Raw genomic sequence first — 26,809 nt, 5'->3', positions numbered from 1 at the left:
TGAATGCGCTGCAGTTCCGAGGTCGATCGAATTCGGTAGCAATGGGATAGCAGAAAAAAGACCGCCTAGATCGATATCGTGTCTAGCCTTACAGGCAAAGTGGCAAATACGAGTCACCGGCTACGGGTTAAATCCACCCTTCGGACATCGGCGCGTCTAGACATTCACTGCAGGCTTTCGGATCGAAGAACTCAGCGCGCCCTACTTGCTTGATTGTCTCATGAATCGGGCCGCGTTTGACCTCTACATCGAAACCCAATTGGCACCGACATGGTAGCTAGGCGACGTGGTAATTGCTGATAACCTGTCATCCCACAAATCGGCCCACGTGCAGGACGTTATGACGTCGCAAGGTAGCTAGCTGATTTCCATTCCGCCGTACTTGCCCGAACTGGACCCATGTATGGTTGGCTCCTGCGTGGCAAGGATTATGCTGAGTTTCTGGCGGCTGGTCGGCTGCGGCCATGTATTTGGCGTCTCGTTGCAGGGTGGGAGGTGAGCGCCATGATGAAGTTCCGCGGCGGCTAAAGGCTCCCACTCAATCGAACGCGCTTTTATGCGTCTCGCATTCATCGGGATGTTCCCGTTCGCCATGTCCGTCAGTTCGACATCACCTCACTGCACCTTGCCGAGCCGTCAGAACATTCTCAGGCGGGCACCACACCGACCCGAGGTCTGTAGCTCTTTCCGTCGCGCAGAAGCGCGTAGATCATGCGCGCCATGCGGTTGGCTTGTGCGATCGCAGCGACCCTCGTTTCCTTGGTCGCAAGCTTTCTGGACAGCCAATCCGTTCCCGGGTGACGGCTACTTCGACGGACCATGAGCTGTACCGTGGCGCTCAGATACAGCAGCCGTCGGATATAGCGGTTGCACATCGTCGAGATGCCGCCGCTTCGGGGCCTACCACCTGTAGAGGGGTGCTTCGGCGTCAGGCAGAGCCAGCCAGCGTAGTTCCTCGCCGAGCCGAAGTTGCTCACATCCGGTGTCGTCGAGGCGATGGCCATTGCGGTTAGGACTCCGACTCCCGCGATAGATGCCAGTCGTCGGCTCACCTAGTTCTGCCGGTGAACCTCCCCGATCTCGTCGGTTAGACGGTCGATCCGCGTCTGTGTCTCGGCGAGTTGATCGAACAGCGCCCGGCGCGGCGGACGAGCGGCCTCCGGCAAGGTGTCCAGTTCCTCTGCCAGGTCCGCAACGCGCTTCGACCCCTTCGCCGTCACGATCCCGAACTCGGCCATGCTGGCCGGGATCGCATTGCACCTCTGCGTAACCTGCCCGATAAGGAAGCCCCTCGCTCGGTGCAGAGCGAGCGCTGCAGAATCCGCTGCGCTCTTCGCGAGAACGAACCGTATTGAGGGCCTGATCACCGTCTCGCAGATCGCTTCGGCATCGGCCTCACTGTCTTGCCGCGCTTGACGTAGGGCTTCACGTAGGACGGCGGCACCAGCCGCACCTCATGGCCAATCTCCGGCAACCGTCGTCCCCAGTGATGCGCCCCGGAGCGGGCCTCCATGTTAATCAGACAACTGGGGGCAGCCTTCGAAAAACGAGACAAACTGGTCCCGCCGGAGCTGGCGCCGCAGTACGGTCTTGCCGTCGGTGTCGACACCATGAACCTGAATAACGTTCTTGGCGACATCGACGCCGACATTGCAAACTTCAAACATGGATGGCTCCTCCTGTTAAGACAAGGACAGTCCATTAAGGCGCATCGCGACGCCGGTACGAGCAGGAGCCATCCACACCATTAATCGAAATGGCACATTCAAAACTCAAGGCTCTTCTGGAAACTCTTCCCACCAGACGTGTGCAGAAGCCTCTTCAAGGCTGCCGGATATGCTGCAGATTAAATGGACGAGCTCTAGGCGTTGCGGTGCGCAAAATTCCCGGGACATCCTTTTTTGTGCGAACGGTGAAAAACTACGTCGTTAAAAAAAAGCACAATCCATCCATTTTAGGGATTTTTTTTATCTTATGGCTACGAAAAAAGTAAGGCTTCAATAAATTAAATACGAAAAACAAACTTGACAGACGGAGAGGATCTATCGAAGGTCTTTCGGAAAGTCGTGTTTCAGGGTCAAGTCATCGGAGGACGCAAATGAAAATTGGAATGCTTCAAGAGGGTGAAATCATGCCCGGCGTGAGCTATGCGCAGCGCTACGAGGAGATGATCCGCGAAGTCGCGCTGGCCGACGAAATGGGGTTTCACTGCTGGGGCACGTCCGAGCAGAAGTTCAGCCCTCCGCGATTCACCGTCTCGGCGCCCGAGGTGCTTTATGCCGCCGTGGCGCGGGAGACGCGCAACATCAAGCTACGGATCATGTGTTCGGTCCTGCTGCAGTGGAACCATCCGCTGATCGTGGCGGAGCGGCTGGCCACGCTGGATATCGTTTCGGGCGGTCGCGCCGAGCTTGGTACCGCGCGGTCGAACAATCTTCATACCCTGTCGACCTTCGGGGTCGAGCCCAGGGACACCAAGCCGATGTGGGCGGATTCCCTGGAGGTGCTGGCCAAGGCGATGGCGTCGCCGCATGTCAGCCACGACGGCCCGTACTGGTCTTTCGAAGAGCGCGAGATCGTGCCCTATTTCATCAGTGATCCGCATCCGCCGATCTACGTGGCGGCGTCGTCTGCCGGATCCTGCAGGGAGGCGGGTCAGCGCGGTATCGGGGCGATCCTGTTCGAAAGCTATTTCGGTTTCGACTACATGCAGGAATGTATCGACGCCCATGCCGAGGGCGTGGCGGAGGGCACCTCGTTGCTGCCGGACAGGGTGGACACGATGGGGCTGTATGTCGCCTCGGCCTTTTGCGACCACGACCGAGAGACCGCGATGGCAAAGTCGCGCGACGTGGTGCTGGGCTATGCCGGTTTCATCGCCGAGCTTTATGCGCCGCTGGCAAAGAACAATTCTTACGAATACCTCGACACGCACATGGCGCGGTTCCTCGAGAACCGGGCAAATATGGATTTCCTGACCACCGGCACTCCGTCGGTCATGGTGGGGACGCCGGAGGATTTCATCGCGCGGCTGAAGGACCTGCAGGCGCGCGGGATCGACGAAGTGCTGCTGCGGATCGACGGGATGCCGCATGACGAGATCATGGAGTCGATCCGCCTGATCGGCGAGGAGGTCATCCCGGCCTTCGCGGAGGACGCGGTACGGGACCGGGCAGAGGCCATCGCATCATGAACGTACAGACCGAGACCATGGAAGCCGGCGTGGCGGCCGATCTTTGCGGCCCGGACATGGACGTGTTCAAGTCGGCGATGTCGGACATGCCCGCTGCGGTGACGGTGGTGACCTGCCGCGACTGGCAGGGCCGGCCGGTCGGCACGACGCTGTCGGCGGTGTCGTCGCTGTCACTGGCGCCGCCGATGATGCTGGCCTGTTTCGACGTGGGCTCGAACACGCTGAAGGCGCTGCTGCCGGGTGTGGATTTCCTGATTCACGTGCTGGCCGAAGGGCAGGAGAAGGTTGCCTATGGCATGGCCGGCAAGGGCACCGACAAGTTCGACGATATCGAGTGTGCCGCGGGTCCAGGCGGGTTGCTGCAGATTGCCGGATGCGCGGCGGTCATTCATTGTAGCGTGGGACAGCGTGTGCCCGGCGGCGACCACGTGATCGTCACCGGGAACGTGCGCCGGGTGACACGCGCCGGCGCGGTGCCGCTGGTCTATCACCGTCGCGCGCTTTTCCCCATTCCGACGCAAACGCAGGAGTAAGCCCCTTGATACGAGTCATCGTCAATTACGGAATGCCCGCCGACAGCGCGGCGTTCGACACCCACTATACCGATGTCCACGCCCCCCTGACCAGGGCCATGCCCCATCTGAAGGGGTTCGAGGTCAGCCGTGGTGCGGTGACCAGCAGCGACGAGAGCGCGCCGGTCTACGCCACCGCGATCCTGAGCTATGCGAACCGGTCGGACCTGGAGGCGTCGATGGCCTCGCCCGAAGGGCAGGCGGCGGTCGAGGATCTTGGAACCTTTGCAACCGGCGGCGTCACCATCGTGACGATCGACGCCGAAGAGTTGATTTGAGCCAGAAAGGCGGGAAACCGGACATGAACATACACACATCCATTGAGAACCTGCTATCGGACGAGGCGCGTGCCTTTCTGGCGAAACCCAAGAAGATGCTGATCGGCGCGAAATGGCGCGACGCGCAGTCCGGAGATACGTTCGACACGCTGGACCCGGCGACCGACACGGTGATCTGCGCGGTCGCCCATGCAGGAAGCGCAGATGTCGACATGGCCGCGACGGCCGCGCAGAAGGCGCTGGAGGGGGAATGGTCACGCTTCAGCCCCGCCGACCGCGAGGCCGCCCTGCGCCGGTTCGCGGACCTGATCGAGAAGAATGCCGAGATGATCGCGCAGGTCGAATCCCTGGACAGCGGCAAGCCTGCGGAGCACATCAAGTTCGTCGATATTCCCCTGTCGATCGGGGCGTTGCGGTACAACGCGGCGTTTCCGTCGAAGATTCAGGGCGACACTCTGCCGGTGACCCCGCCGGACATGCACGTGTATACCCGCCGCGAGCCGATCGGCGTTGTGGGCGCAATCGTGCCGTGGAACTTTCCCATCTGCCAAGCCTGTTTCAAGCTTGCCCCCGCGCTGGCCGCGGGATGTACCGTCATCCTGAAACCCGCGGAGCAGACGCCCCTTTCCGCCCTAATCCTGGGTGAACTGGCGCTGGAGGCGGGTCTGCCTGCCGGGGTGATCAACGTCCTGCCCGGCCACGGCGAGACCACCGGGCAGGCGATCGTCGACCACCCGGGCATCCACAAAATCGCCTTTACCGGGTCGGAACCCGTGGGCAAGATGATCGCGGCGCGGGGCGCTGCGCATCTCAAGCACGTATCGCTGGAACTGGGTGGCAAGAACCCCAACATCATCTTTGCCGACAGCGATGTCGAGACCGCCGCGGCAACCGCCGCCGTCGCGATCTTCTTCTACAGCGGGCAGGTCTGCACCGCCGGGTCGCGCCTGCTGGTCGAGGAAAAGGTCTATGACCGGGTGGCCGAGATCGTGCTGGCAGAGGCCGGGAAGGTCGCGGTGGGGCATGGGCTGCGGTCGACCACCACGATGGGCCCGCTGGTGTCGGCCGAGCAGCTTAGCCGCGTGTCGGGCTATGTCGATGCCGCGCGTGCGGAAGGGGTCGAGGTCAGCTTTGGCGGGAACCGCTGTGGCGGGGAGCTGTCGGGCGGTCACTTCCTGGAGCCGACGGTGCTCTCGAACGTGCCCGACGGCAGCCGCGTCGCGAAGGAAGAGATCTTCGGGCCGGTTCTTGCGATGCAGAGCTTTCGCGACAACGATGATCTTGTCGCGCGCGCCAATGCGACGAAATACGGACTGGCCGCCGGGATCTGGACCCACGACCTGCGCAAGGCGCACCGGACCGCGGCCGTCCTGCAGGCCGGGACGGTCTGGATCAACACCTACAACCAGTTCGACGCCGCCGCCCCGTTCGGGGGGTACAAGGCATCTGGCTATGGCCGCGATAACGGGATGGCAGGGATCGATAAGTACCTTCAGACCAAGGCGGTCTGGGTGAATTACGGCTAGGGCTCGTAGATCGAATGGATCGGCTCGTCATGCGGCGTGCCGGTCCGGTCCTTGAGATGTACCGGAAGAAGGCGCTTGTAGTGCAGGTTTGCGTAGATGAAGACCTCGGCATCGCGGATGCCATTGAGCGGTCGGACCTTCGTCTCGACAAGGTCGAGCAGGCCGGACTGCGTGGTCGTGATCGCCTCGGCGAAGATGTCGAAACGGCCGGCGCAGATCGCCACGTAGGAGATGTCGGGCATGGTGCTGAGCGCATCCGCCACCTGTCGGAGCCGCGTATCCGAGGACACCTTTATGGCGATCCACGCCATGGTGCGATCCAGCAGCTTGAGAGGATTGAGGATTGCCATGATCTGAAGCTGCCGGTTCTCGATCATCGCCTGCACGCGCTGGCGGATCTGGCCCTCGGACACGCCCAGGTGATCGGCAACCGCCGAGAACGGCATCCGCCCGTCGAGGCTGAGCTGCGAGGCAATGGCCTTGTCGGTAGCGCCCAGTTCGATGTCGCGCACACCGTCGTCGCCTTCGCTGCCGGTGTCGATGATGCGGGCCTGCTGGTAGTGCAAGCTGAAATATGGAAAGAGTTCGACGCCGGTGATGCCCTCGATGGCGCCGATCTCGGTTTCGATGGTGGTCTGCAATTCCTGCATGTCGCGCGCGATGATCTCGGCGAAGATGGCATATCGGCTGTAGGTCAGCACCACGTAGTCGATCGTGTCGATGCGGGCGAGCGTGTCCGAGATACGGCTGCCGAGCGCCGGGGAATCAATGGTGATCGCGGCGAGCGCGCTGACGGAATATCCAAGCGCCACCGGCGAGACGAGGGCGACGATTTCGATGACCTTTTGGTCGAGCAGGGCGCGTGCGCGGGTGCGCACAGTTTTTTCGGTGACGCCGATATCCTGCGCAATGGCGGCGAAGGTACGCCGGCCGTCCTGCTGGAGGTGGGAGATGATGCGGCGGTCCGTCTCGGTCAGGGGCAGGTTGCCCAGCAGACCGGGCGCGTTCGCGCCGTCGGTCGAGGTGCGGGCAGGTGTTCTGGGCGCCATCATGCGCGTCCTTGGCTAAGCGGTTCGGGACAACCGGATACTCCGATCGCGTGCCGGTCCGCAACCACAATAGAGCGCAGGATCATCCAATTTCCGGGATTGCCGGTAGAGCACGGCCGAAACGGAATGGAAAACGTCGAAAAATTACCGTCTAAAAACAGAAAAAGTAACCAACAGGAGATGACAGCGTGAAACGTTCCAGAACAATCCCGAACCTTGCACTGGCGGGCGCCTTCGCCTTTGCGGGCGTTGCCGCAACCGCGTTCGAGCCGGAAAGCGATGATCCCATCGTGCTGCCGCTGAATGAATGGACCGGTCAGCACGTGACGACCCGCATCGCCGGGGAGACGCTGAAGAAGATGGGGTACAACGTGGAATACGTCACCGCCGGCTACGTGCCGCAGGTCCAGGGCGTCATGGACGGCAACCTGACCGTGGCCATGGAGATCTGGGAGCAGACCATACAGGAGCATTTCGCGCGGGCGATCGACAGCGGACAGGCTGTCGACCTGGGGGAAACCGGCATCGACAGCAGGGAAGGCTGGATCTATCCCGCGTACATGGAAGAGCAATGCCCCGGCCTGCCTGATTACGAGGCGTTGCAGGCGTGCCAGCAGCAGTTCGCGACGCCGGAAACCTTTCCCAAGGGGCGGCTGCTGGACTATCCCGCCGACTGGGCGCCGGACAACGACAAGCGGCTGGACGCGCTGGGCATCGACTTTGTCGCGATCCCGTCCGGGTCCGAAGGGGCCGCCGCGGCCGAGTACAAGGCCGCCGTTGCCGCGAAGCGTCCGATCGTGATGATGTTCTATTCGCCGCACTGGCTGTTCGCGGAGGCCGATCCGCGCTGGGTCGAACTGCCGGAATCGAGCGATGAATGCTACGAGGATGCCGCTGCCGGACCGAACCCCGACGCCACTCATGACTGTGGCTGGCCCTCTGGCTGGGTGCGCAAGCTGGCCTGGGCCGGCACCGAGGAGAAATGGCCGGCCGCGTACCGGTTTCTTGACGCGTTCCAGATCGACAATGCGACACAGGAACAGCTGGTGCTGGAGATCGACGTGAACGGCGTGTCGCCGGAAGACGCGATCGCCGCGTGGATGGATGCCAACCAGGCGACCTGGCAGGGTTGGATCGAAGGCGCCACCGAATAGGATCAATGGCTTGCCAGCGCGGGAGATGTCGCGCCGGCACTCGTATAATTGGACGGACATCATGCAACACGTGACCGCTGTACCCTCATCCCAGCCCGGCCTTGACCCGTCGCCGGTCAAGTTGTCCTGCCGTGGCCTGTGGAAGGTCTTCGGTGCGAACCCGGAGGACGCGCTGAAGCGCACGGCGGGTGCCGCGACGCGCGGCGACCGCATATCTGCGGTCCGGAGCGCCGGCCAGATGCCGGCGGTCTGCGATGTCGGTTTCGATGTCCGGGAAGGCGAGATTTTCGTGCTGATGGGCCTGTCGGGCTCGGGCAAGTCGACGGTGCTGAGATGCCTGTCACGCCTGGTCGAGCCGACGGCGGGCGAGGTGATCCTTGACGGGCAGAACCTTGTCGGTATGGACGCGCGGTCGCTGACCTATCTGCGGCGGCACAAGATGGGAATGGTATTCCAGTCCTTCGGCCTGATGCCGCACCTGACCGTGCTCGAGAACGTGGCCTTTCCCTTGAAGATCCAGGGGGTCGCCGCGCAAGAGCGGCTGGAGCGCGCGCGCGAGGTCGTTTCACTAGTCGGGCTCGAAGGCCGCGAGACGGCCAGCCCCGACGAGCTTTCGGGCGGGCAGCAGCAGCGTGTGGGCATCGCCCGGTCGCTGGCCGTCAACCCGGACCTGTGGTTTCTCGACGAACCGTTCAGCGCGCTTGACCCTCTGATCCGCGGGCAGATGCAGGACGAGTTCATGCGCCTGCAGTCGCAGCTGGGCAAGACGATCGTCTTCGTCACGCATGATTTCCTGGAAGCGCTGAAGATCGCGGACAGGATCGCGATCATGAAGGATGGGCAGGTCGTTCAGCTGGGCCGTCCGTCGGAGCTGGTTCTTGCGCCGGCGGACGACTATGTGCGCAGCTTCACCGCCGACGTGCCGCTGGTGCGGGTGCTGAAGGTGTCGGACGTGATGGAGCCCGCGGCCGACAGGACGGGCGCGGCGTTTCCGGTGGCCGCGGATGCCACGCTGGAAGACCTGTTCGCGATGCATGATTTCGGCGCCGGAGACGTCCCGGTGCGTGGCCGCGACGGGACGATCACGGGGCGGGTTACGCCCTCGGGCGTCGCATCGGTTCTACACAGGGCGATGGCGCGCGGCACCAACGCGCCCGGCGCCGGGGCGCGCGGATGAGCCTGGTCAATTCGGAACTCTTTGGCCCGGTGCGCGGACCGTCGACCCGCCGGGGACATCAGCTTTGCCGGGGCGTGGTGATCGCGGCCGCGGCGGTGGTGACCCTGCTGGGCCTGCACTATGACTGGCTGCGGGATGTTCCCGCCGCGCTTGAACTGCCGGTCGCGGAGTGGCTGAATACCGCGATGGCCGCCTTGGTGGCCTGGCTTCAGCCGGTGTTCCGCTGGTTTTCGTGGCTGCTGTCGCAACCGATGAAAGCGTTGCAGGCGGGCCTTGCGGTCCTTCCCTGGATCACCGTTGCGGTCGTATTCGCGGGGCTGGCATGGCTGGCCTCGGGGCCCGGCCTTGCCGTCTTTGCGGGCGTCGGGCTGATGCTGACGGTGGTGCTGGGCTACTGGACCGAGATGATGAACACGCTGGCGCTGGTCGGGGTGTCGGTGCCCCTGTCGGTCGCGCTGGGGTTCGGCCTGGGGGCGGCAGGGTTCGCATGGCCGCGCTGGCGCAGGGGGCTGGAGTTCCTGCTTGACCTGATGCAGACGGTGCCCGCCTTTGCCTATCTCATCCCGATCCTGCTGCTGTTCGGGTTCGGACCGGTCGTGGGGCTAATCGCGAGCGCGATTTATGCCGCGCCGCCGATGGTGCGCAACACCATGCTGGGACTGGCGCGGGTGCCGGACGGGCAAGTCGAAAGCGGCCGGATGGCGGGATGTTCGCGCGCCCAGCTGTTCTGGCTGGTGCGGGTGCCGGGCGCGATGCCGCAGGTGATGGTCGGCATCAACCAGAGCACGATGCAGGCGCTGAGCATGGTCATCATCGCAGCGATCATCGGCGGGTTCGACGATATCGGCTGGGCGGTTCTGACGGCGTTGCGCAAGGCCCAGTTCGGGCAGAGCCTGATGGCGGGCCTGTGCATCGTCTTCCTGGCGGTGATGATCGACCGTATCACGCACGGCTTTGCCGACCAGGTGCGGGAGCGGCGGGGGCATGCCGCCGCCCCGGTACTGCGCCGCCGGTGGGTGCTGGTGGCGATGGCGGCGGCGGTCAGCCTGCCGGTGGGCCTGATGGTGGCGCCGCTGAACGCGGCTCCGGCCGGAGCGGTGTGGGATGTGGCGGCACCGCTGAACGCATGGCTGGAGCAGGTCCTGATCCGCCACGGGGCGATGCTGGCCGCGTTCAAGACGCAGTTCTTCTATCTTGTCATGTTCCCCCTGCGTGCGGGACTGGAAAATGCCGTGACGCCCTTCACCTGGGGGATCGCGCTGACGCCGGGGCTGATCGGGGCCTACTGGGCGGCCGCCGTGGTGCTGAGCCTGGCGCTGGCCCGCCGGTCCCTCGCGCTGGGCTGTGGCGTCCTGTTCGTATTCTACTTGATGTATTTCGGTACGACGGGTGTGTCCTGGGTGTCGCTGACGCTTTTGCTTACGGCGCTGGGCGGCGCCCTGGGCGGCGGCAGGACCGCGATACTGTGTGCCGGGTCCTGCCTGTATTTCGTGGTCACCGGCCTGTGGGACCTGGCGATGCTGTCAATCTATCTGTGCGCGATGGGCGTGGTCATTTCGCTGGCGCTGGGGGCGGTGATCGGGGGCATGGCGGCGCATTCCCGGCGGATGTCGGGCGTGGTGCGGATCGTGGTGGACACGTTGCAGACGATGCCGCAGTTCGTCCTGCTGATCCCGTTCCTGATGTTCTTCCAGGTGGGTGAATTCACCGCGCTGCTGGCAATCGTGATCTACGCGATCGTGCCGGCGATACGGTATACGGAATACGGGTTGAGGACGGTTGATGAGGATATCGTCGAGGCGGCGAGGCAGATGGGCTGTACCCCGTGGCAGATCCTGTTGCAGGTGCGCGTGCCGATGGCGTTGCCGTCACTAGCGCTGGGTATCAACCAGACGATCATGTTCGGGCTTGCGATGCTTGCGATCACCGCGCTGGTCGGCACCCAGGACCTTGGTCAGGCCGTCTACGTGGCGCTGTCGCAGGCCGATCCGGGCAAGGGTCTTCTGGCCGGGCTGGGCATCGCGCTGATCGCGCTGACCTCGGACCGGCTTATCCGGGGCTGGATCGCGCAGCTGCGGCGTGGTGGCGGCCAGGCGCAGATTGGCGCGGACGCTTCGGGGGTGACGCCGTGAACCCGGGACACAAGGCAGGACGATGACCGTGACAGGACCGATTGCGCCCGCGGGCGGACACGTGGGTTTCGCCACGACGGAACAGCTGATCGAGACGGCGAGGTCGGGCGGAATGTTCATTCTTGTCGATCACGAGGACCGCGAGAACGAGGGCGACCTGGTGATCCCGGCGGTATTCGCGGATGCGGAGGCGATCAACTTCATGGCCCGCCATGGCCGCGGGCTGATCTGTCTTGCAATGGAGGCGGCGCGCATAGATGCGCTGGGCCTGCCGCAGATGGCGGTGCGCAACTCCTCGCGGTTCGAGACCGCGTTCACCGTGAGCATCGAGGCCCGCGAGGGCGTCAGCACCGGCATATCCGCCGCGGACCGTGCCCGGACTATCGCGGTGGCCACCGATACGGCCACGCAGCCCGCCGACATCGCGACGCCGGGCCATGTCTTTCCGCTGAAGGCCAAAGAGGGCGGGGTGCTGGTGCGGGCCGGTCACACGGAGGCGGCGGTGGATCTGGCGCGTCTGGCCGGGCTGACACCGGCCGGGGTGATCTGCGAGATCATGAACCCCGACGGCACGATGGCGCGGCTGCCCGAGCTGAAGCAATTCTCGGTGCGCCACGGCCTGGCCATCGGCACGATCGCGGATCTGATCGCCTATCGCAGGCGGCATGACAACCTGCTGAAGGAACTGGTTTCGGACAAGATCACGTCGTTCATCGGCGGGGAATGGACGATCCGCGTGTTCGAGGATGCCCCGGACGGGGCGGAGCATATCGCGCTGACGCGCGGGGACGTGTCGGACGGGGCGCCTGTGCTTACGCGGATGCACGTGATCGACCCGCTTGAGGACCTGCTGGCGCTGAACCCGACGCGCTGGAACCAGGTGGCCGATTCAATGGCCGAGATTACGCGGCAGGGGCGCGGCGCCATCGTCCTGTTACGGGACGCGGCGCCGAATTTCATCTCGTCGAAGTTCCGCGGCACGGGGGCGGCCCGGAAGACGCAGCGCCGCTATGGCATCGGGGCGCAGATCCTGTGCAGCCTCGGCATCCGGGACATCGTTCTTCTGACGAATTCGACGGCGCCCGAGCTTGTCGGGCTGGAAGGCTATGACCTGCGGCTGGTGGGAACGCGCCCGATCCCGCGCGTTAGCCTGGACTGAGCGATGCAGCTTAACCTGTCTGTCTGCACGGGCTAGCGCTCATGCTGCTATCAATGGCGCACGGCAACGCAAATATTGTCACATGAACTAGGACGAACATGACCTACCCTGATACGAAGCTTTTTATCGACGGGAAATGGTGCGATGCCTCGGACGGGCGCACGATTGACGTGATCGACCCGGCCACCACGCGGATGATTGGTCGAGTTGCCCATGCAGGTATCGGCGACCTGGATACCGCGCTGGAAGCCGCGCAACGAGGTTTCAATACCTGGCGTAGGGTTCCCGCCATCGAACGGTCCGCCCTGATGATGCGGACCGCAGCCATCTTGCGCGAGCGCGTCGACCAGATCGCACCACTGATGACGGCAGAGCAAGGCAAGCCACTGGTCCAGTCCGCGCTAGAACTACGCGGCGCAGCCGAGGTGTTAGAGTGGTTCGCCGGAGAGGCGCGGAGGCTCTACGGCCAGGTCATTCCTGCGCGCGCACCCGGGGTCACCCAGTATACGATCATGGACCCGGTTGGCCCGGTCGCCGCGTTCACCCCGTGGAACTTTCCGGTCAACCAGATTGTGCGCAAGATCTCCGCCGGGCTTGCCGCGGGCTGTTCGCTGATCGTCAAAGCTCCCGAAGAAACGCCAGCCTCCCCCGCTGAACTGATCCGGGCCTTCGCAGATGCGGGCTTGCCGGACGGGGTGCTTAACCTCGTCTACGGCGCCCCCACCGAAATTTCGGATTACCTAATTCCGCACCCGGTAATCCGAAAGATTTCCTTCACCGGGTCGACTGAGGTCGGCAAGTTACTAGCCGGCCTCGCCGGAAGACACATGAAGCGTTCCACGATGGAGCTGGGCGGACATGCGCCGGTGTTGATCTTCGACGACGCCGATGTCGTGCAGGCGGTCGAAACGATGGTGGCCACCAAATTCCGAAATGCCGGACAGGTCTGCGTCTCGCCGACACGTTTCTTGGTGCAGGAGACCGTTGCACGGGAGTTCATTGACGGCTTCGTGGAAGCGGCCCGGTCCCTGACTGTAGGTCCTGGAAGACTGCCAGGCGTACAGATGGGACCGCTTGCGAATGACCGCCGTATTCCCGCGCTGGAGGCTCTGATCCAGGACGCCGTCCAACACGGCGCATCCTTGGTGACAGGAGGGCATCGCATTGGCAATACCGGTTGGTTTTTTGAGCCGACGGTCCTGACAGATGTCCCAACCGAGGCACGCATAATGAATGAGGAGCCATTTGGCCCGGTTGCGATTATCAACCGCTTCGACACCGATGACGCGGCTTTCAACGAGGCAAACCGGCTACCCTACGGATTAGCCGCCTATGCCTGGACCAGCAGTTCAGCGCGCAGCCAGCGAATCCGGGATGAGCTTCAGGCTGGGATGATCAGCGTGAATCATATTGGATTGTCAGTTCCAGAAGTTCCCTTCGGCGGTATTGGCGACAGCGGCATTGGCACCGAAGGCGGATCCGAAGCGATCACAGCCTATCTTCAGCCACGTTTCGTCACCCAGCTAAATTGACCAGAAAAGGCGAACACAAAAAATACTCCAAAACGAAACATGAGGTAATCGCGGCGGCGCTGACCGGACAGTTGGCCTTGAGACTGGCAGCCGGAGTTCGTGGCTGTACCATGGTCTGACCTGTGTGCGATACCTGAACCGCGACTCCTATTGCTTCTGAGGGTAGGGGGATCGTCCCATCTCTTCCATCATCTTTTCCCGGAAGACCTCTGCGGGTGTCTTCCACCCGAGGCACTTTCGAGGTGTCACGTTGAGGCGGTCGCAGATCATTTTCAATTCATGATCTGAGACCGCCGTGATGTCGCGCTTCCTTGGCAGCCATCTTCGGGCGCGGCGATTGGTGTTTTCCACGGTGCCTTTCTGCCACGGGCTAGATGGATCGCAGAACCAGGTTTGCGTCCCGATATCGGCCTGAAGGTGGGGCCAGCTGACGAACTCGGTGCCGCGGTCGAAGGTGATGGAACGACGCGCGACGTAGGGCAGATCCCGCACGGCTTTCATGATCTTACCCATGACTGGTTTCGTGCGCTTGTTCGGGTTCTTCAGCAGAACTGTGAAGCGGCTCATGCGCTCCACGAGGGAGGTCACATTTGACTGGCCAAAGCGTTGTTTGAACAAGACAAAATCAGCTTCCCAGTGTCCGAACTGGCGGCGGTGTGCGACATCCTCCGGCCGGAACAAGATGCTGACATTGCGGTCGAACTTGGGCTTCTGGCGCTTTCTGGCACGACGCGGCTTTCGGGCTTTGCGGTGCTCGGGCAGATACCACCACAGCTCTTTGTCCATGCCTTCCTTGGAATAGATATAACGGTAGATCGTTTCCTGGCAGACGCGCAGTTTTGCGCCTTCATAGATCATGCGGTTGCCGATCTGCTCGGGCGTCCAGCCTTGCTTGATCCGCGCGATCACGGTCTTGCACAGTTCGGGATGTCGGATCAGCTTACGTTGCACAGACCTACGCTTGTCTGTCTTCAACTGCGCAGCATGACCGAAGTAACCCGCATACTTCTTTGGAAAGGCATCATCTGCCCAGAAATTGCGTTTGATCTCGCGAAAGATCGTCGATTTGTGGCGTTTCAGAACGCGTGCCATCTCTCTGACGGGCACCTTTGCATGCCACCAGCTCTCGATCTTACGGCGTTCTTGTAGTGATAGTTGCGTGTAAACGGCTCCCATGCCAAGATCTCCCATTAGATAACTCATTGTTTTCTAATAGGAGTCGCACTTCAGGGTAGCGCGCTCCCGGGTACAACTCCTCCGTGGCGCATAATGTATCTTATGTTAATTTCAGAGATGCAAGTTAGATTATTTTTACCTGCGTGCCGACTTTGGCTAAATCAAACAATTCCACGATATGTTCGTTATAAAGACCAATGCATCCGCTGGAGGACCTCCTGCCAATTTTTCGTGTGTCTTGGGTGCCATGGATTCTATAGTATTGCCAACTAAGACGCAGCGCCCTGATACCTAGCGGATTCTCTGGCCCTGGCGCCACATATTTTGGTAAGGTTGGGTCGCGCTCAAGCATTGAAGGTGTTGGTCGCCAATCGGGCGCAGGATCCTTGTAGACTACGCGAGTATACCCGCGGCGTGTGAGCTCTTCGCTCATGGGTACGCTCGTTGGATAAAGTTTGTAAATGCTTTCGTCTTCAGACCAGAACTGCAGCGCTCTGGAAACCGTATCGCACAATATCGCTCCGTTCTGAAGATTGTCGAAGTGATCTTGCCACTCGTCTATCGAAAATGAAGAGATATTCCGTTTAACTGTATCCGGCTCTGCATTGTTCTGAGACAAGCCGGGGCCGGCCGAAATTGATAATCCAGCTCCCATGATCGAACGCAAAGCCATTCTTCTATTGAGGAATCGTACCATTTCTTAAGCGTTCCTTTGCCGCTTCCATAAGACAGTTTTGCATGCTCTAGTTGCTTTAGGTTCAACTCAAGAAAACGTGAGTTTGAGCACGAAAAAAGCCGGATAGGCCGCCTCCAAACCCATATTTTTGGGAGTATACTTGCTCGCACGGTACGCTTTAGCCATGCCAGATGCCGCCACCGAGATCGCCAGGCTGTACGCCGCGCTTGCCGCTTCGGAGCCCCGCGCCGAGGCTGCCGGGAGCGAGCTGGCGTAGATCTGGGCCGTGGTCTCGACCTCGAAAGCGATGATCAAGCATCTGAAGCTGGACTCGCCAAACTCAGGAGAGAGCAATTTGGCCACAGCTCGGAACGCCGAGCCCGGCTGATCGACCAGTTGGAGCTGCAGCTCGAAGAGCTCGAGGCGGCCACCACCGAAGACGAGATTGAAGCCCTGAATGTGGCGAAGACCTCGACCGTCGACGGCCTCGAACGCCGACGCCCGACGCGCAAGCATTCACTGAACCATCTACCGCGCGAGCGCATGGTCATCGAAGCGCCTACCACCTGCTCCTTCTGCGGGTCGGACCGCATCGTGAAATTGGGCGAAGGCATCACCGAGACGCTTGAGGTCATCCCCCGGCAATGGAAGGTGGCCCGGACCGTCCGCGAGAAGATCAATCAGCTACCCGCCCCATTCCATCCGACGCCATGGGTATGGGCTGAGCCGAACCTGCCGGCGATGGTTCTGTTCGAGAAGTTCCGACCGCACCAACCGCTCATCCGCTAGGCCGAGCGCTACGCCTGGCAGGGTGTAGATCTCAGTCTATCGACCCTGGATGATAAGGTCGGGGCCTGTGCTGCCGCGCTCGAGCCGATCCACGCCCTGATCCGGACCCATTCTCTGGCGCCCGAGCGCCTGCACGGCGACGCCACCACGATCTCCCTCAGTCCCTTCACCTGCCTGCCCCCGGCGCTTTCTGTTCGGAGCATCAGGCCTGTGTCCCGGGTCAGCGCCAATTCCGAATATATGAGGTTCGGAATTGGCCCTGACCCTTACGTCCGGGGAAAATTCAAACGGCGGTTTTGGGCAAATTACGTCCGGCGGTTACAGAGATGCGCCGGTTGAAGGCACTTGAGCACGAAAACACCCGCCTGAAGAAGATCGTGACGGACCTGACACTGGATCGAAAAAGCTTCAGGATGTCATTGGCCGAAAGCTTTGCAGCCTCGCTGTTTACGCGAGGTTGTTACCGGGATGTACGTAGTTTGAAGTGTGTCGATCCGGAAGTCTGAAGGGGCCATCTGCTTTGACACGTGCCCGGCGAACGGATTTGGATGCCGTCGAGAGGCGGATCAAGGGTCTCACAGAGACGCGGGAGAGTCGGGTCTGAGGTCACAAGAACCGGCACAATTCGTTTTTGACCCGCGTGCCAACTTCGGCGGAAACTAAGAAATCCGTCCCAGTTACGTGCGTTTCGGTGACTCTTAATCTACTCTGCTTCTGCGACGTTGCCGTGGCCATAAAGGGCGGCGTTTTTATGTGCGCGATCCACATGCTCGAACTCCAGGCTAGAATGACGAATGCCAAAATCACCTCTCAGAAGGCTTTTGAGTGTGGCCTTGACATTTTCTGTCTTGCTCCATCCATCTGCCGTCAAAACGATGTGACAATCGAGTGCCACTTCGTGCTCTTGCATCTGCCATAAATGAACATGGTGCACGTCCTCGACACCTTCCGCACTCCGCAAAGCCTCGAGGACAGCGTTGTTGTCGATGCTGGGTGGGCTACCGAGCATCAATGTCCGGATAGGTTCGCCTATCTCGATAATAGCCAGATAGAGGATATAAAAAGCGATGCCGATGGTGATCGCCGGATCGACCCATCGCATGTCGTAAATAATGATTAAAGAGCCGCCAATGACTACCGCTACAGAAGCCAAGGCGTCGGACAGGTTGTGCAAAAAGAGCGCACGAATGTTCACGCTGCCCTTTTGCATCGAATAGGTGAGCAGCGCTGTCAAAGTGTCGACCACCAGTGCCACACCACCCAGAACTACCACTGTCCAGCCTTGGACTTCTGTGGGATCAATCAAACGTATGCCACCTTCATAGATGAGATACAATCCAATCAAGATAAGGGTTGTATAGTTGATTAAAGCCGCGACGATCTCGACTCTTCCGTAGCCGAATGTCATGCGATCGTCTGCGGGCCGACGAGCAATCTTTCGCGCGGCGAAGGCAATAACCAACGATGCCATGTCTGAGAAATTGTGCAGCGCATCCGCAATCAACGCGAGGCTTCCGGATAGTATCCCGCCGATAATCTGCGCGAATGTCAGAAGGCCATTAGCCCAGATGGCAATAAATACGCGTCGGTCGCCTGTTGCTGGGTCAGTTTGCGCGTGGCCGTGATCATGCGGCACGGTCTGCCTCCTCGTGACTGTGATTTCGTCGACTGGACTGGGAGTCTCTTGGTAGTTTTCCGCTCCGAATCGCACGTACTCGCGCGTTCATCCAGTGCCGTATGAAGCGGCGAAAGAGCCAGTTGCGCAAAAAACCGAAGTCTTGACGATACTCTGAGAAAAACTCGTCTGGCTCATCGAACGTGCCTAGATCACGGACAATACCATTGTCCTGGATGTAAGTGTCGGTACCGTTCCAACCGATAGGCGGTGCACTCAGGCATTCCGTCGCAACACCGAAACCGCATAGCGCCTCCTCATCGCCGAATTTCCGTTGAAGCGTTTGCAAAAAAGAAGTGTCTAGAATGAAACCCTCAAGATTTACCCAACCCTCAACTGTTTCGACCTCGACCCAAGAATGTAAAATTTCAGAAGGTGCGAGCGGGTAGACAAGTTCTGGCACGATGCCCCTCTGAAGTGCCTTGTGAATGGTAAACCCATGAAGCCTGCAACGTATGCCGACACTGCGAAGCAAAGCCATGAGGAGTGTACCCTTGGTGTTGCACTGACCGTAGCCATCCTCCAGCACCTCGGAGGCTTGAATGTCGTCAGAACGGTTATAACCAAAGGCAATTTCGTCCCTGACGAAGTTGTAGGCAGCGCCAATGCGATCATGTTCTGCAAGAGCTTTCCAGTGGCGGCCGTTGGTCAACTGCCGAATTGAAGTTGCGTCATAATTCAGCAATCGCGTTTTTTTTAGATAAGGCTCGACCTTCGTCATAGAATCTCTCCAAGACTAACATGTCGGGAATAATAGTTGCTACAGTGGCTATAGCTTCAACCCCAAACCTATGCGCACCTCGTGGATCGCATCCGCACGCGGCATCCCTTTTCCGACAAGAACGTCAACCTGCCGCAACAGCTGAACTATTTCGTCGGGCTTGTGTCACTTGTTTGCCATTCTCTGTCCTCCGTTTCCTAAACATAACGGTGGACCAATTTAGAGGGGGAGGTTCAGGACCGTTCGACTTTTTCAACTATTGATGCTGGCCTGTGCAGCTGCAAAGTCTTCCACTTCTCGGCCCCACACAAGGGCTGGACAGTATACCCCCCTGCAGGCCTTTTTCGCGTCAGCCGCATGCTAAATAACGGTCAACAGGTCGCGGAGCAGTTCTTCCAGATGCCGTGGGTGTCAGCGGTTCCTGCACCAGCAGATCGAGCGTCAAATAGCTCCTCGCCGAACACCATCTTTGCTAGCTGCCATCCAACTAGCGTGTTGCACGCGCTCAGTAAAATTTTCAAGTGTCGAACCCCCAAGTAGCACTCAAGCGCACGTCGTAAAACAACCTAAAATTCAGGCCAAAATCGTTAGCGGATGGGCTTTTGCGGCGGGAATATCAAGCGCCAATTTCTTGGTGATCGGTTAAGCACTCGGAATGGTCTCGAAGCACCTCCAGCACGCGACAATCCGACATTTGCCCGCCGCTGCATTCGCGCACCATTCTTTTTAATTCAGTACGAAGAGCCTCTAGACGGGCTAATCTTTGCTCGACTTGCTTTAGCTGCCGGCGGGCGATTGCATCGGCTTCCGCGCAGGACTTTTCCGGATGATCGCTGAGATCGAGGAGTTCACGGATCGCGTCCAGAGAAAATCCTAGTTGCCGTGCGTGCCGGACGAAAGATAGACGGTCGAGTTCGTCGAGGCCATAGCGCCGTTGGCCGCCTTGGGACCTGCCGGGTTCAGGCATAAGGCCGATCTGCTCGTAGTATCTGATGGTCTGCACTTTCGTTCCAGTCTTCTTCGCGAGCGTCCCTATTGTCAGCATTGCAGGTTCCCCATGTTACCTACAGTCAGTGTAGATTTACGCGGCGCGTATCGCAAGCTCCAACTGGGTCTCGCAGACCGGTGAGTGACCAATCGAGAAGTGCCAATGATGCTTGCACCTACAGCGGCTAGAGGATGTACGCATGTTAGATATCAAGAATCGGAACTCAAGGAGTAGCGCTAGATTTTCAAGTCTTCAGAGTTTATTTTGGGGTCTTGGCGCGTGGTGAGGATCCGGAACAGGATCAATTTTTGCAAGGCACTAGCCAATAACTGCGGCATCATGGGACGCGGGCCAAATCTGTATTCGAAAGAACTGCTGTTTTGCACGAAGCCCGAACAGGCATCGCTGTTGACCAGTCGGTTGGACAATTGGCTATGCTCCCTGCTTGACAGGTTGAAGGCATCGCAAGGCGTCAGGACATTGCACAGTGCGTCATCTTGCCCAGACAGAACGCTTAGATAAAGAGGTCAGAGAATGCGTATAGCCTTGGCTTGGTATCGCGGGTTGCTTGTGAGTTTTGCAATCTTTCTGGTTTTAGTGGCAAGTCCTGTTCGCGCCTTGGAGTCCAATGCGTATCGGTCCGAAGCACTGACGGCGCGCTTGATCGTCGCGGAAGCGGGAATCGCCCCGGGATCGCTGTTTCTTTCGGCGGGTTTGAAGATTGAATTGGAGGAAGGATGGAAAGCGTACTGGCGGTCACCCGGCGAGGTTGGCCTGCCGCCGGAGATCGACTGGGAAGGGTCCACAAACCTTGAATCCGTCGACATGCTTTGGCCCGCACCCACGCGTTTTCGCGCCTTCGGAATTGAAAACTTTGGCTACGGCAAGAAAGTTACATTTCCGTTACAATTGCAGCTTATGGATTCTGATAGGTCAGCCGAGCTGAAGGCAATCGTCAATCTGCTGATCTGCTCCAATGTGTGCGTCCCGGAAAGGTTTGAACTGACTCTCCCTGTTCCATTGGGATCCGGCGTCGACGCTAGAGCCGCGACCGAAATCGCGACATGGGCCGCTCGCGTACCTGTCGTAGGAACAGAAAGCGCAATAGCGATCTCGGGCGCAGCGCTGAAGCAGGGTCAATCTTTGGTTATTCACATGACGCGGCCTTCTGGCTGGAACAATCCCGATATTTTTCCGGAGTCTGATGCAGGCTCTGCATTCGGTGCGCCCGATATCCGCCTTACAAATGATCGTACCGGTCTTTGGGCAAGTATTCCGATTCTCGCGTTAAGCGAGGAACAATCCTCCCTTCGAATTACTGTCGTGGACGACGATGTCGCGGTTACATTCGATGATGTGAACACCACCGACATTGTACCTGCTCCACCTTACGCATCCGAAACCGGCCAAGATAGGGGTCAGTTTTTCCCGATTCTCTTGCTGTCCTTCCTGGGAGGGTTGATAGTGAACGTAATGCCATGCGTCTTGCCAGTTCTATCGATCAAATTCGGATCGGCGCTTCGAATGAAGAATCGCTCCGTTTCACAATTGCGCGCGGGGTTTGTCGCTACGGCTGGGGGAACTGTTGCTTTCATGTGGGTACTGGCCTTTGCGGTCATAGCGCTGCAGATGCTCGGATATGCCGTTGGATGGGGTATGCAATTTCAGAATGCATATTTCTTGACAGCACTCATTCTCGTTGTCGGACTCTTCGCGACTAATTTGTTTGGAGTTTTTGAAATTTCTTTGCCCAGCAGTTGGATGGCGAGGCTATCTGGCCGCTTTGGGCGGGGGTATGCCGAAGACTTCTCCACCGGCGCTCTGGCTGCGATACTTGCAACGCCTTGTTCCGCCCCGTTGCTGGGGACAGCCATTGCCTTCGCGCTTTCCGGCACGACAGGCGATATACTTGCGGTTTTCACAGCGATGGGGATTGGGCTTGCACTGCCATATATTCTGGTTGCCGCTTGGCCTGGTTTTCTGTCCCGACTGCCCAAACCGGGACCTTGGATGATAAGCTTGAAAATTGTTCTCGGATTGCTGCTTGCCGGAACCGTTGCATGGCTATGCTGGGTCTTGATTGGTGTGACGTCGCCAACCCTCACAGGCTTGGTGCTGCTGGGTCTTGGGTTCATCGTACTGGCTACGAGAGCCTATCAGGCCCAGCCCAATAACGGTTTGCTGTGGGGAATGACTGCGGTTTTGGGCATGACGTTGGCGGCCCCTGCACTGCTGCCAAAAGGCTCCGATGATGTAACAGACTCGATCAATTCTTACTGGGTCGAGTTCGACCGGTCCCGGATCGCGCGTGAAGTGTCGCAAGGCAAAACCGTATTCGTGGACGTTACTGCGGATTGGTGCATCACTTGTAAAGCAAACAAAACCCTGGTCCTAGATCGTGAACCAGTTTTGGGAGCACTTGGCGAGGAAGCGGTGATTGCGATGCGCGCGGATTGGACGCGACCGGACGCGAGAATCCAATCCTATCTCGAGACACACGGCAGATACGCAATTCCGTTCAACATCGTCTACGGTCCAGATGCGCCTGAAGGTATCATTCTATCTGAATTGCTATCCGTGGATGCGGTTCTCGAAGCGCTGTCGGCTGCCGATCTCAGCGCTGTCCGAAAACGATGAAATAGTGCCGTTGCATCGCTCAAGAGAGGCAGAACCTGCAATGGTTCAGTTTCAGGTGAAGGGAAGCTGTTATGTATCTGAGAATTCGCAGCCTCAATTTATTTTTTGATCCGATCCAATCGGGCCGTGGCGGCGGCACGCGTCGGGTCGGTTTCCGGAAGGCTTTCGGCCAAGCTGCGCGCTTTGCCGGCGGCGTTCTGGGCAGCATCAAAGTCACCCAACACACTGTACGCCTCCGCTAGCCGAAGCCATCCTTCAAGATTGGCTGGGTCATTCAACAATCGCGCCGCCAAGCGGTCAACCATGGAGCGGACAAAAGTGCTGCGCTCCTCGACTGACATATCTTGGGCGGCCTCGATATCGACCGCACGGGGGCCCCGTGCGTCCTGTGGATCCGGAATTAAATCAGCTAGAGTGACAGGGGTCTCTCCGACCTGTTCCCCCAATCGGTTGGCGACAGACAGAAAAAGTTCCATCCACGGATAGGCGCGATCCGCTCTCTTGAGACGCTCGATCAAAAGCGCCCTCGCTTCCTCTGGAACCCCGTCCTGTTCGAGGATCCGGGCCCTATAGAAAATTGGGCCTGGATCATCAGGGTCCATCTCTGATGCACGTTCGATCACGCTTTCCGCTTGCGGCGTCACGATCCCGTTCTCGGCTGCGATCAAGGCCTCGGCAAATAGCAGTAGGGTTGAGATATCTACATTGTCGCGAACTGTGACGCGTTCGAATGCATCGGCGGCATCATCGTAACGAGCTGTACGCATATAGGTCTGACCGAGCAGAACCCAACCATCACTTGGTCCACCCGACGGGTCAGCTTCAAGCCGGGTTTTTAATCTCTGGGTTAACTCTGAGAGGTTTGCGGCTTTCTGGATTTCAGATGCGCGAGACGCCAGAGGCTGGCTTTCGATCTTTGGCGAGCCGATTTGAGAATACAAAGCAAAGGCTACCAATGGCGTAGCAATGGCGGACGCGAAGATGATGCTTCGCCCACTTGCGCGCGACGACTCACGTGTCGCAAGCCGACCGGCAGCCAGAATGCGGCGTTTGATTTCAACCCTGGCCGCGTCCCCCTCGGTAACGGATATCAGATTCCGCTCTTGATCAATATCAATTTCGGAAAGCTGATCCTTGAGGATAACCAACGCTCCATCCTTTCTATTCAGGACTTCACCCGTTCGATAGAGACAGGACAAGAACAGGAGGGCGGTGATGGATGCCATCGCGCCTAACACCAACCAAATCATGGGCCTCTCCGTCCTTCATTCTCCTTAAAAATGGCCTCGAACTCACGCTCTTCATCGGGGCTCAGTGGATCAGCAGTGCCATCAAGAACCGCCCTGCTTCGGCGCCTGATTGTGACAAAGACAACGCTAATCCCAACGGCAAGAAGAACCGCAGGTCCGAACCACAACAAATATGTGGCGGGTTTCAGTCGCGGCTTGAAAAGGACGAAGTCACCGTAGCGATCTACGAAAAACGCAATGATCTCGTCATCTGTTTCACCTGCAATCAGACGTTCGCGCAGCAAGGTGCGCATCGTTCGGGCAACACCAGCATTCGAGCTATCGATATCCTGATTTTGGCAGACAACGCAGCGTAACTGCTTTGAAAGCTCCCGGGCGCGCGACTCAAGCACCGGATCATCCAGCAACTCATCTGGCTCCACAGCCCAGGCCGCGGTTGTCGCGGCAAGCACCAGTACGAGTAAATAGAGCCAACCCTTCATGATTGACCACCTGCTGCGGCCAACGCAGCACGAATTTCATCCTGTGCCTCTGGCGTCACAATGGGACCAACATAGCGATAGACTACGATCCCCGTTCCATCGATCACGAAAGTCTCCGGTACGCCGGAGATACCCCACTCAATCCCGACGCGGCCTTCGCTGTCTGATCCGATCCTCTCATAGGGGTTGCCAAGCTCCTCCAGCCAATTGGCTGCATCTGCTGATTTGTCCATGTAGTTGATCCCCATCAGCCGAACACCGTCCTGTTCGACAAGCCTTGTGAGCACCACATGCTCAGCACGACAGGGCACGCACCATGAAGCGAATACATTGACCAAAACCGGCTCGCCAACGCTACGAAGGGCTGCGGACGACAGTCCGGGTGTCTGAGTACCCTCTACCGGTGGGAGTTCAAAATCCGGAACTGGTTCGGAGACCAAAGCGGAAGGGATTGCGTTAGGATCACGGTCTGGGTTGAGCCCCCAGAACAAAAATCCACCCAAGACTACTGCGATCAGCGCTGGCAGCGCGAGAATGATTTTCTTCATCGTATCATTCCGCCGGTTGAAGCGCTGACGACCGGCTCTTTGGCGACGGCGCACCCACCCGCAATCTCCGGTCCGATAGCGAGAGGGACCCGCCAAGCACCAGCATCGTCGCTCCGATCCATATCCAATTAACCAGTGGTTCGTAGAGGATGCGCAAATTCCACTGGCCCGACGCCGTTTCGGCCGCAGGTTCACTGATGGTGACGTAGAGATCACCGCTTAGCGTTGATCGGATTGCAGATTCGGTTGTGGACGTCCCCGCAACTGGATAGCTTCTGCGCTCCGGACGAAGAAGCGTAATCTCCCGTCCATCTTTCAAGACGCGAAGCTGGCCTTGTTGTGCGATGTAGTTTGGACCACGGAACCGTTCGACGCCGTCGAATATTACCTCAAAACCTGCGATGTCCACGGTCGACCCCGGTTCTGCGAAAAGAACACGTTCTTCCTTCCAGGCTGTTGAACCTACGAATCCAAGCACAAGCATTGCAACGCCGAGATGCGCGAGCGTCATACCGTGCGCGGAGCGCGGCAGGTTCCGCGCGCGACGCAGCGACTGAGAAAGCGGTAGATCAAAGAGCTTGATACGCAGCGCCCATTCGCGCAAAGTCGCAAAAAAAACCCAGGCTGCAATCCCTATTGAGACCACAGCGAGCAGGGGCCCGTTTGTCTGAAGGTACCAAACGATCCCCGCGACACCAATCGCGATACCAAAAATCAAACGCAGCCGTTGCCAGATACCGGGAAGATCGGCCCGTTTCCAAGACAGGAATGGGCCAACTCCCATTATTATGACGAGCGGCAGCATGAAAGGGATAAAAGTCGCGTTGAAATACGGTGGTCCTACAGAGATCTTTTCTTCAGTCACCGCTTCCACAAACAATGGATAGAGTGTTCCAAAAAGGACGGTCGCCGTTGCGGTCGCGAGCAGAAGATTATTGAGCAAAAGCCCAGCCTCGCGGCTGATTGGCCGAAAGACGCCAACCGATCCAAGCTGAGGCGCGCGCCATGCGTAAAGTGTCAGTGAGCCGACAATTGTCACACCAAGAAGGCCGAGAATGTACACGCCGCGCGCTGGGTCGACCGCGAACGCGTGAACGGATGTCAAAATGCCGGATCTGACGATAAATGTCCCAAGAAGTGACAGAGAAAAGGTCAGGATGGCTAAAAGAATGGTCCAGCTTTTGAACGTATCCCGCTTTTCCGTGACAATAGCCGAGTGCAGGAGTGCCGTGCCGAGAAGCCAAGGCATGAAGGATGCGTTTTCAACCGGGTCCCAAAACCACCAGCCGCCCCAGCCAAGTTCGTAATACGCCCACCAAGAGCCGAGTGCGATCCCCGCAGTGAGGCTGATCCAGGCCGTCAGAGTCCATGGCCGCACCCAACGCGCCCATGCGGGATCCACCCGGCCCTCTATCAGAGCCGCGACCGCGAAGGAGAAGACGATCGAGAAGCCGACATACCCAAAATACAAGAGCGGGGGGTGCATCGCCAACCCGATGTCCTGCAGAAGCGGGTTAAGATCCGTGCCATCCAGAGGCGGCGGGAAAACCCGCTCGAACGGATTGGATGTAAAGAGCATGAAGCTCAGGAAACCGACACTAATCCAGGCTTGAACCGATAACGTTCGCGCTTTGAGACCAACCGGAATGTTTCTGCCCAGCAGCGCGACCCCAGCCCCGAAAAGTACGAGAATAAGGGTCCAGAGAAGCAGGGACCCTTCGTGGCTGCCCCAAGTGCCCGCAACCTTGAAGATCATCGGCTTTAGCGAGTGGGAATTTTCCACTACGTTTTGAACAGTGAAATCACTGACAACAAATGAGCGCATGAGTGCGCCAAACGCAATTGCAACCAATGTCACCTGAATCGCGGCTGTCGTCTTCGCACTTTCCATCCAAAGCACGCGCCCCGTGTTCGCCCCTACAATTGGCAGGACACTTTGAACAATTGCGACTGCAAGCGCCAAGACTAGCGCAAACTGTCCAATCTCAGGCGTCATGTTGCATGTTCCCGACGAGCGCTCTCGGATCACGGAGAACGACTTCTCCACTATGGCATTGGTCAACGAGATTTCTTATCATTTCGATCTACTTCGGCC

At 59.1% G+C, this 26,809-nt stretch carries 21 protein-coding genes and 2 pseudogenes; 11 read left to right on the top strand and 12 right to left on the bottom strand.

The features are described from left to right. Positions 1 to 647: 647 nt before the first annotated feature. Positions 648 to 1,667 (bottom strand): annotated as a pseudogene (locus RBB18_RS16690) (IS110 family transposase). Positions 1,668 to 2,098: 431 nt separating this feature from the next. Between RBB18_RS16690 and RBB18_RS16685 the strand changes: the two are divergent. The 4 genes from RBB18_RS16685 to RBB18_RS16670 are packed head-to-tail and all read left to right on the top strand — an operon-like array spanning position 2,099 to position 5,569. Further along, positions 2,099 to 3,193, top strand: coding sequence for an LLM class flavin-dependent oxidoreductase (locus RBB18_RS16685; RefSeq protein ID WP_306111477.1), 1,095 nt, complete (start codon positions 2,099 to 2,101; stop codon positions 3,191 to 3,193). Further along, on the top strand, positions 3,190 to 3,726 hold the full coding sequence (locus RBB18_RS16680) for a flavin reductase family protein (RefSeq protein ID WP_306111478.1): 537 nt from the start codon (positions 3,190 to 3,192) through the stop codon (positions 3,724 to 3,726). The genes RBB18_RS16685 and RBB18_RS16680 overlap by 4 nt, the downstream gene beginning before the upstream one ends. Before the next feature lie 5 nt (positions 3,727 to 3,731). Then, on the top strand, positions 3,732 to 4,043 hold the full coding sequence (locus RBB18_RS16675) for an EthD family reductase (protein ID WP_306111479.1): 312 nt from the start codon (positions 3,732 to 3,734) through the stop codon (positions 4,041 to 4,043). A gap of 23 nt (positions 4,044 to 4,066) precedes the next feature. Continuing rightward, positions 4,067 to 5,569, top strand: coding sequence for an aldehyde dehydrogenase (locus RBB18_RS16670; RefSeq protein ID WP_306111480.1), 1,503 nt, complete (start codon positions 4,067 to 4,069; stop codon positions 5,567 to 5,569). Here the strand turns inward: RBB18_RS16670 and RBB18_RS16665 are convergent. Continuing rightward, a complete protein-coding gene (locus RBB18_RS16665; protein ID WP_306111481.1) occupies positions 5,566 to 6,618 on the bottom strand; it encodes an Lrp/AsnC family transcriptional regulator in 1,053 nt (350 codons plus the stop codon). The genes RBB18_RS16670 and RBB18_RS16665 overlap by 4 nt on opposite strands. 188 nt (positions 6,619 to 6,806) lie before the next feature. On the opposite strand from RBB18_RS16665, the gene RBB18_RS16660 reads away from it, so the two are divergent. The 5 genes from RBB18_RS16660 (at position 6,807) to RBB18_RS16640 (ending at position 13,772) form a co-directional block, all read left to right on the top strand. Next, positions 6,807 to 7,772: an ABC transporter substrate-binding protein gene (locus RBB18_RS16660; RefSeq protein ID WP_306111482.1), complete on the top strand. Its 966-nt coding sequence runs from the start codon at positions 6,807 to 6,809 to the stop codon at positions 7,770 to 7,772. Positions 7,773 to 7,833: 61 nt separating this feature from the next. Further along, the gene (locus RBB18_RS16655) at positions 7,834 to 8,949 is read left to right on the top strand and encodes a glycine betaine/L-proline ABC transporter ATP-binding protein (RefSeq protein ID WP_306111483.1); all 1,116 of its coding nucleotides are present in this window, start codon (positions 7,834 to 7,836) and stop codon (positions 8,947 to 8,949) included. Then, entirely contained in the window at positions 8,946 to 11,081 is a 2,136-nt protein-coding gene (locus RBB18_RS16650; protein ID WP_306111484.1) for an ABC transporter permease subunit, read from the top strand. Before RBB18_RS16655 ends, RBB18_RS16650 begins: the two co-directional genes overlap by 4 nt. A 22-nt stretch (positions 11,082 to 11,103) precedes the next feature. Continuing rightward, the gene (ribB, locus tag RBB18_RS16645; protein WP_306111485.1) at positions 11,104 to 12,240 is read left to right on the top strand and encodes a 3,4-dihydroxy-2-butanone-4-phosphate synthase; all 1,137 of its coding nucleotides are present in this window, start codon (positions 11,104 to 11,106) and stop codon (positions 12,238 to 12,240) included. A 98-nt stretch (positions 12,241 to 12,338) separates the two neighbouring features. Then, positions 12,339 to 13,772: an NAD-dependent succinate-semialdehyde dehydrogenase gene (locus RBB18_RS16640; RefSeq protein WP_306111486.1), complete on the top strand. Its 1,434-nt coding sequence runs from the start codon at positions 12,339 to 12,341 to the stop codon at positions 13,770 to 13,772. 147 nt (positions 13,773 to 13,919) lie between these two features. Here RBB18_RS16640 and RBB18_RS16635 read toward each other — a convergent pair whose 3' ends face one another. Further along, positions 13,920 to 14,948, bottom strand: coding sequence for an IS30 family transposase (locus tag RBB18_RS16635; RefSeq protein ID WP_306111496.1), 1,029 nt, complete (start codon positions 14,946 to 14,948; stop codon positions 13,920 to 13,922). Positions 14,949 to 15,072: 124 nt separating this feature from the next. Continuing rightward, positions 15,073 to 15,645, bottom strand: coding sequence for a L,D-transpeptidase (locus RBB18_RS16630; RefSeq protein ID WP_082631147.1), 573 nt, complete (start codon positions 15,643 to 15,645; stop codon positions 15,073 to 15,075). Between the two features lie 163 nt (positions 15,646 to 15,808). Here RBB18_RS16630 and RBB18_RS16625 point away from each other — a divergent pair. Beyond that, positions 15,809 to 16,572, top strand: a pseudogene (locus RBB18_RS16625) (transposase); the annotation flags it as partial. Between the two features lie 544 nt (positions 16,573 to 17,116). Here RBB18_RS16625 and RBB18_RS16620 read toward each other — a convergent pair. The 4 genes from RBB18_RS16620 to RBB18_RS16605 form a co-directional block, all read right to left on the bottom strand. Beyond that, the gene (locus tag RBB18_RS16620) at positions 17,117 to 18,049 is read right to left on the bottom strand and encodes a cation diffusion facilitator family transporter (RefSeq protein WP_057796594.1); all 933 of its coding nucleotides are present in this window, start codon (positions 18,047 to 18,049) and stop codon (positions 17,117 to 17,119) included. Then, the gene (locus RBB18_RS16615) at positions 18,039 to 18,809 is read right to left on the bottom strand and encodes a transglutaminase family protein (protein WP_057796593.1); all 771 of its coding nucleotides are present in this window, start codon (positions 18,807 to 18,809) and stop codon (positions 18,039 to 18,041) included. The genes RBB18_RS16620 and RBB18_RS16615 overlap by 11 nt, the downstream gene beginning before the upstream one ends. Before the next feature lie 616 nt (positions 18,810 to 19,425). Beyond that, entirely contained in the window at positions 19,426 to 19,854 is a 429-nt protein-coding gene (locus tag RBB18_RS16610) for a helix-turn-helix domain-containing protein (RefSeq protein WP_057796592.1), read from the bottom strand. Between the two features lie 179 nt (positions 19,855 to 20,033). Beyond that, positions 20,034 to 20,225, bottom strand: coding sequence for a hypothetical protein (locus tag RBB18_RS16605; RefSeq protein WP_144435627.1), 192 nt, complete (start codon positions 20,223 to 20,225; stop codon positions 20,034 to 20,036). Between the two features lie 106 nt (positions 20,226 to 20,331). Here RBB18_RS16605 and RBB18_RS16600 point away from each other — a divergent pair, with 106 nt between their 5' ends. After that, positions 20,332 to 22,434: a protein-disulfide reductase DsbD gene (locus RBB18_RS16600; RefSeq protein ID WP_057796591.1), complete on the top strand. Its 2,103-nt coding sequence runs from the start codon at positions 20,332 to 20,334 to the stop codon at positions 22,432 to 22,434. A gap of 98 nt (positions 22,435 to 22,532) precedes the next feature. Here the strand turns inward: RBB18_RS16600 and ccmI are convergent, their stop codons facing one another. Genes ccmI through RBB18_RS16580 form a run of 4 tightly spaced genes read right to left on the bottom strand, consistent with a single transcriptional unit; the run spans position 22,533 to position 26,710 of the window. Further along, positions 22,533 to 23,684 (bottom strand): c-type cytochrome biogenesis protein CcmI, encoded by a 1,152-nt coding sequence (gene ccmI, locus RBB18_RS16595; RefSeq protein WP_057796590.1) that lies wholly within the window; start codon positions 23,682 to 23,684, stop codon positions 22,533 to 22,535. Further along, positions 23,681 to 24,166, bottom strand: coding sequence for a cytochrome c-type biogenesis protein (locus tag RBB18_RS16590; protein ID WP_057796589.1), 486 nt, complete (start codon positions 24,164 to 24,166; stop codon positions 23,681 to 23,683). The genes ccmI and RBB18_RS16590 overlap by 4 nt, the downstream gene beginning before the upstream one ends. Then, complete coding sequence (locus tag RBB18_RS16585; RefSeq protein WP_057796588.1) at positions 24,163 to 24,714, bottom strand: DsbE family thiol:disulfide interchange protein; 552 nt, start codon at positions 24,712 to 24,714, stop codon at positions 24,163 to 24,165. The genes RBB18_RS16590 and RBB18_RS16585 overlap by 4 nt, the downstream gene beginning before the upstream one ends. A gap of 4 nt (positions 24,715 to 24,718) precedes the next feature. Further along, the gene (locus RBB18_RS16580) at positions 24,719 to 26,710 is read right to left on the bottom strand and encodes a heme lyase CcmF/NrfE family subunit (protein ID WP_057796639.1); all 1,992 of its coding nucleotides are present in this window, start codon (positions 26,708 to 26,710) and stop codon (positions 24,719 to 24,721) included. Positions 26,711 to 26,809: the final 99 nt, after the last annotated feature.

It is taken from the genome of Roseovarius sp. MMSF_3298 (assembly GCF_030733705.1).
Classification (GTDB): Bacteria; Pseudomonadota; Alphaproteobacteria; order Rhodobacterales; family Rhodobacteraceae; genus Roseovarius; species Roseovarius confluentis.
The sequence above is the reverse complement of the archived record's forward strand: the minus strand, read 5'-3'. Positions and strand labels throughout refer to the sequence as shown.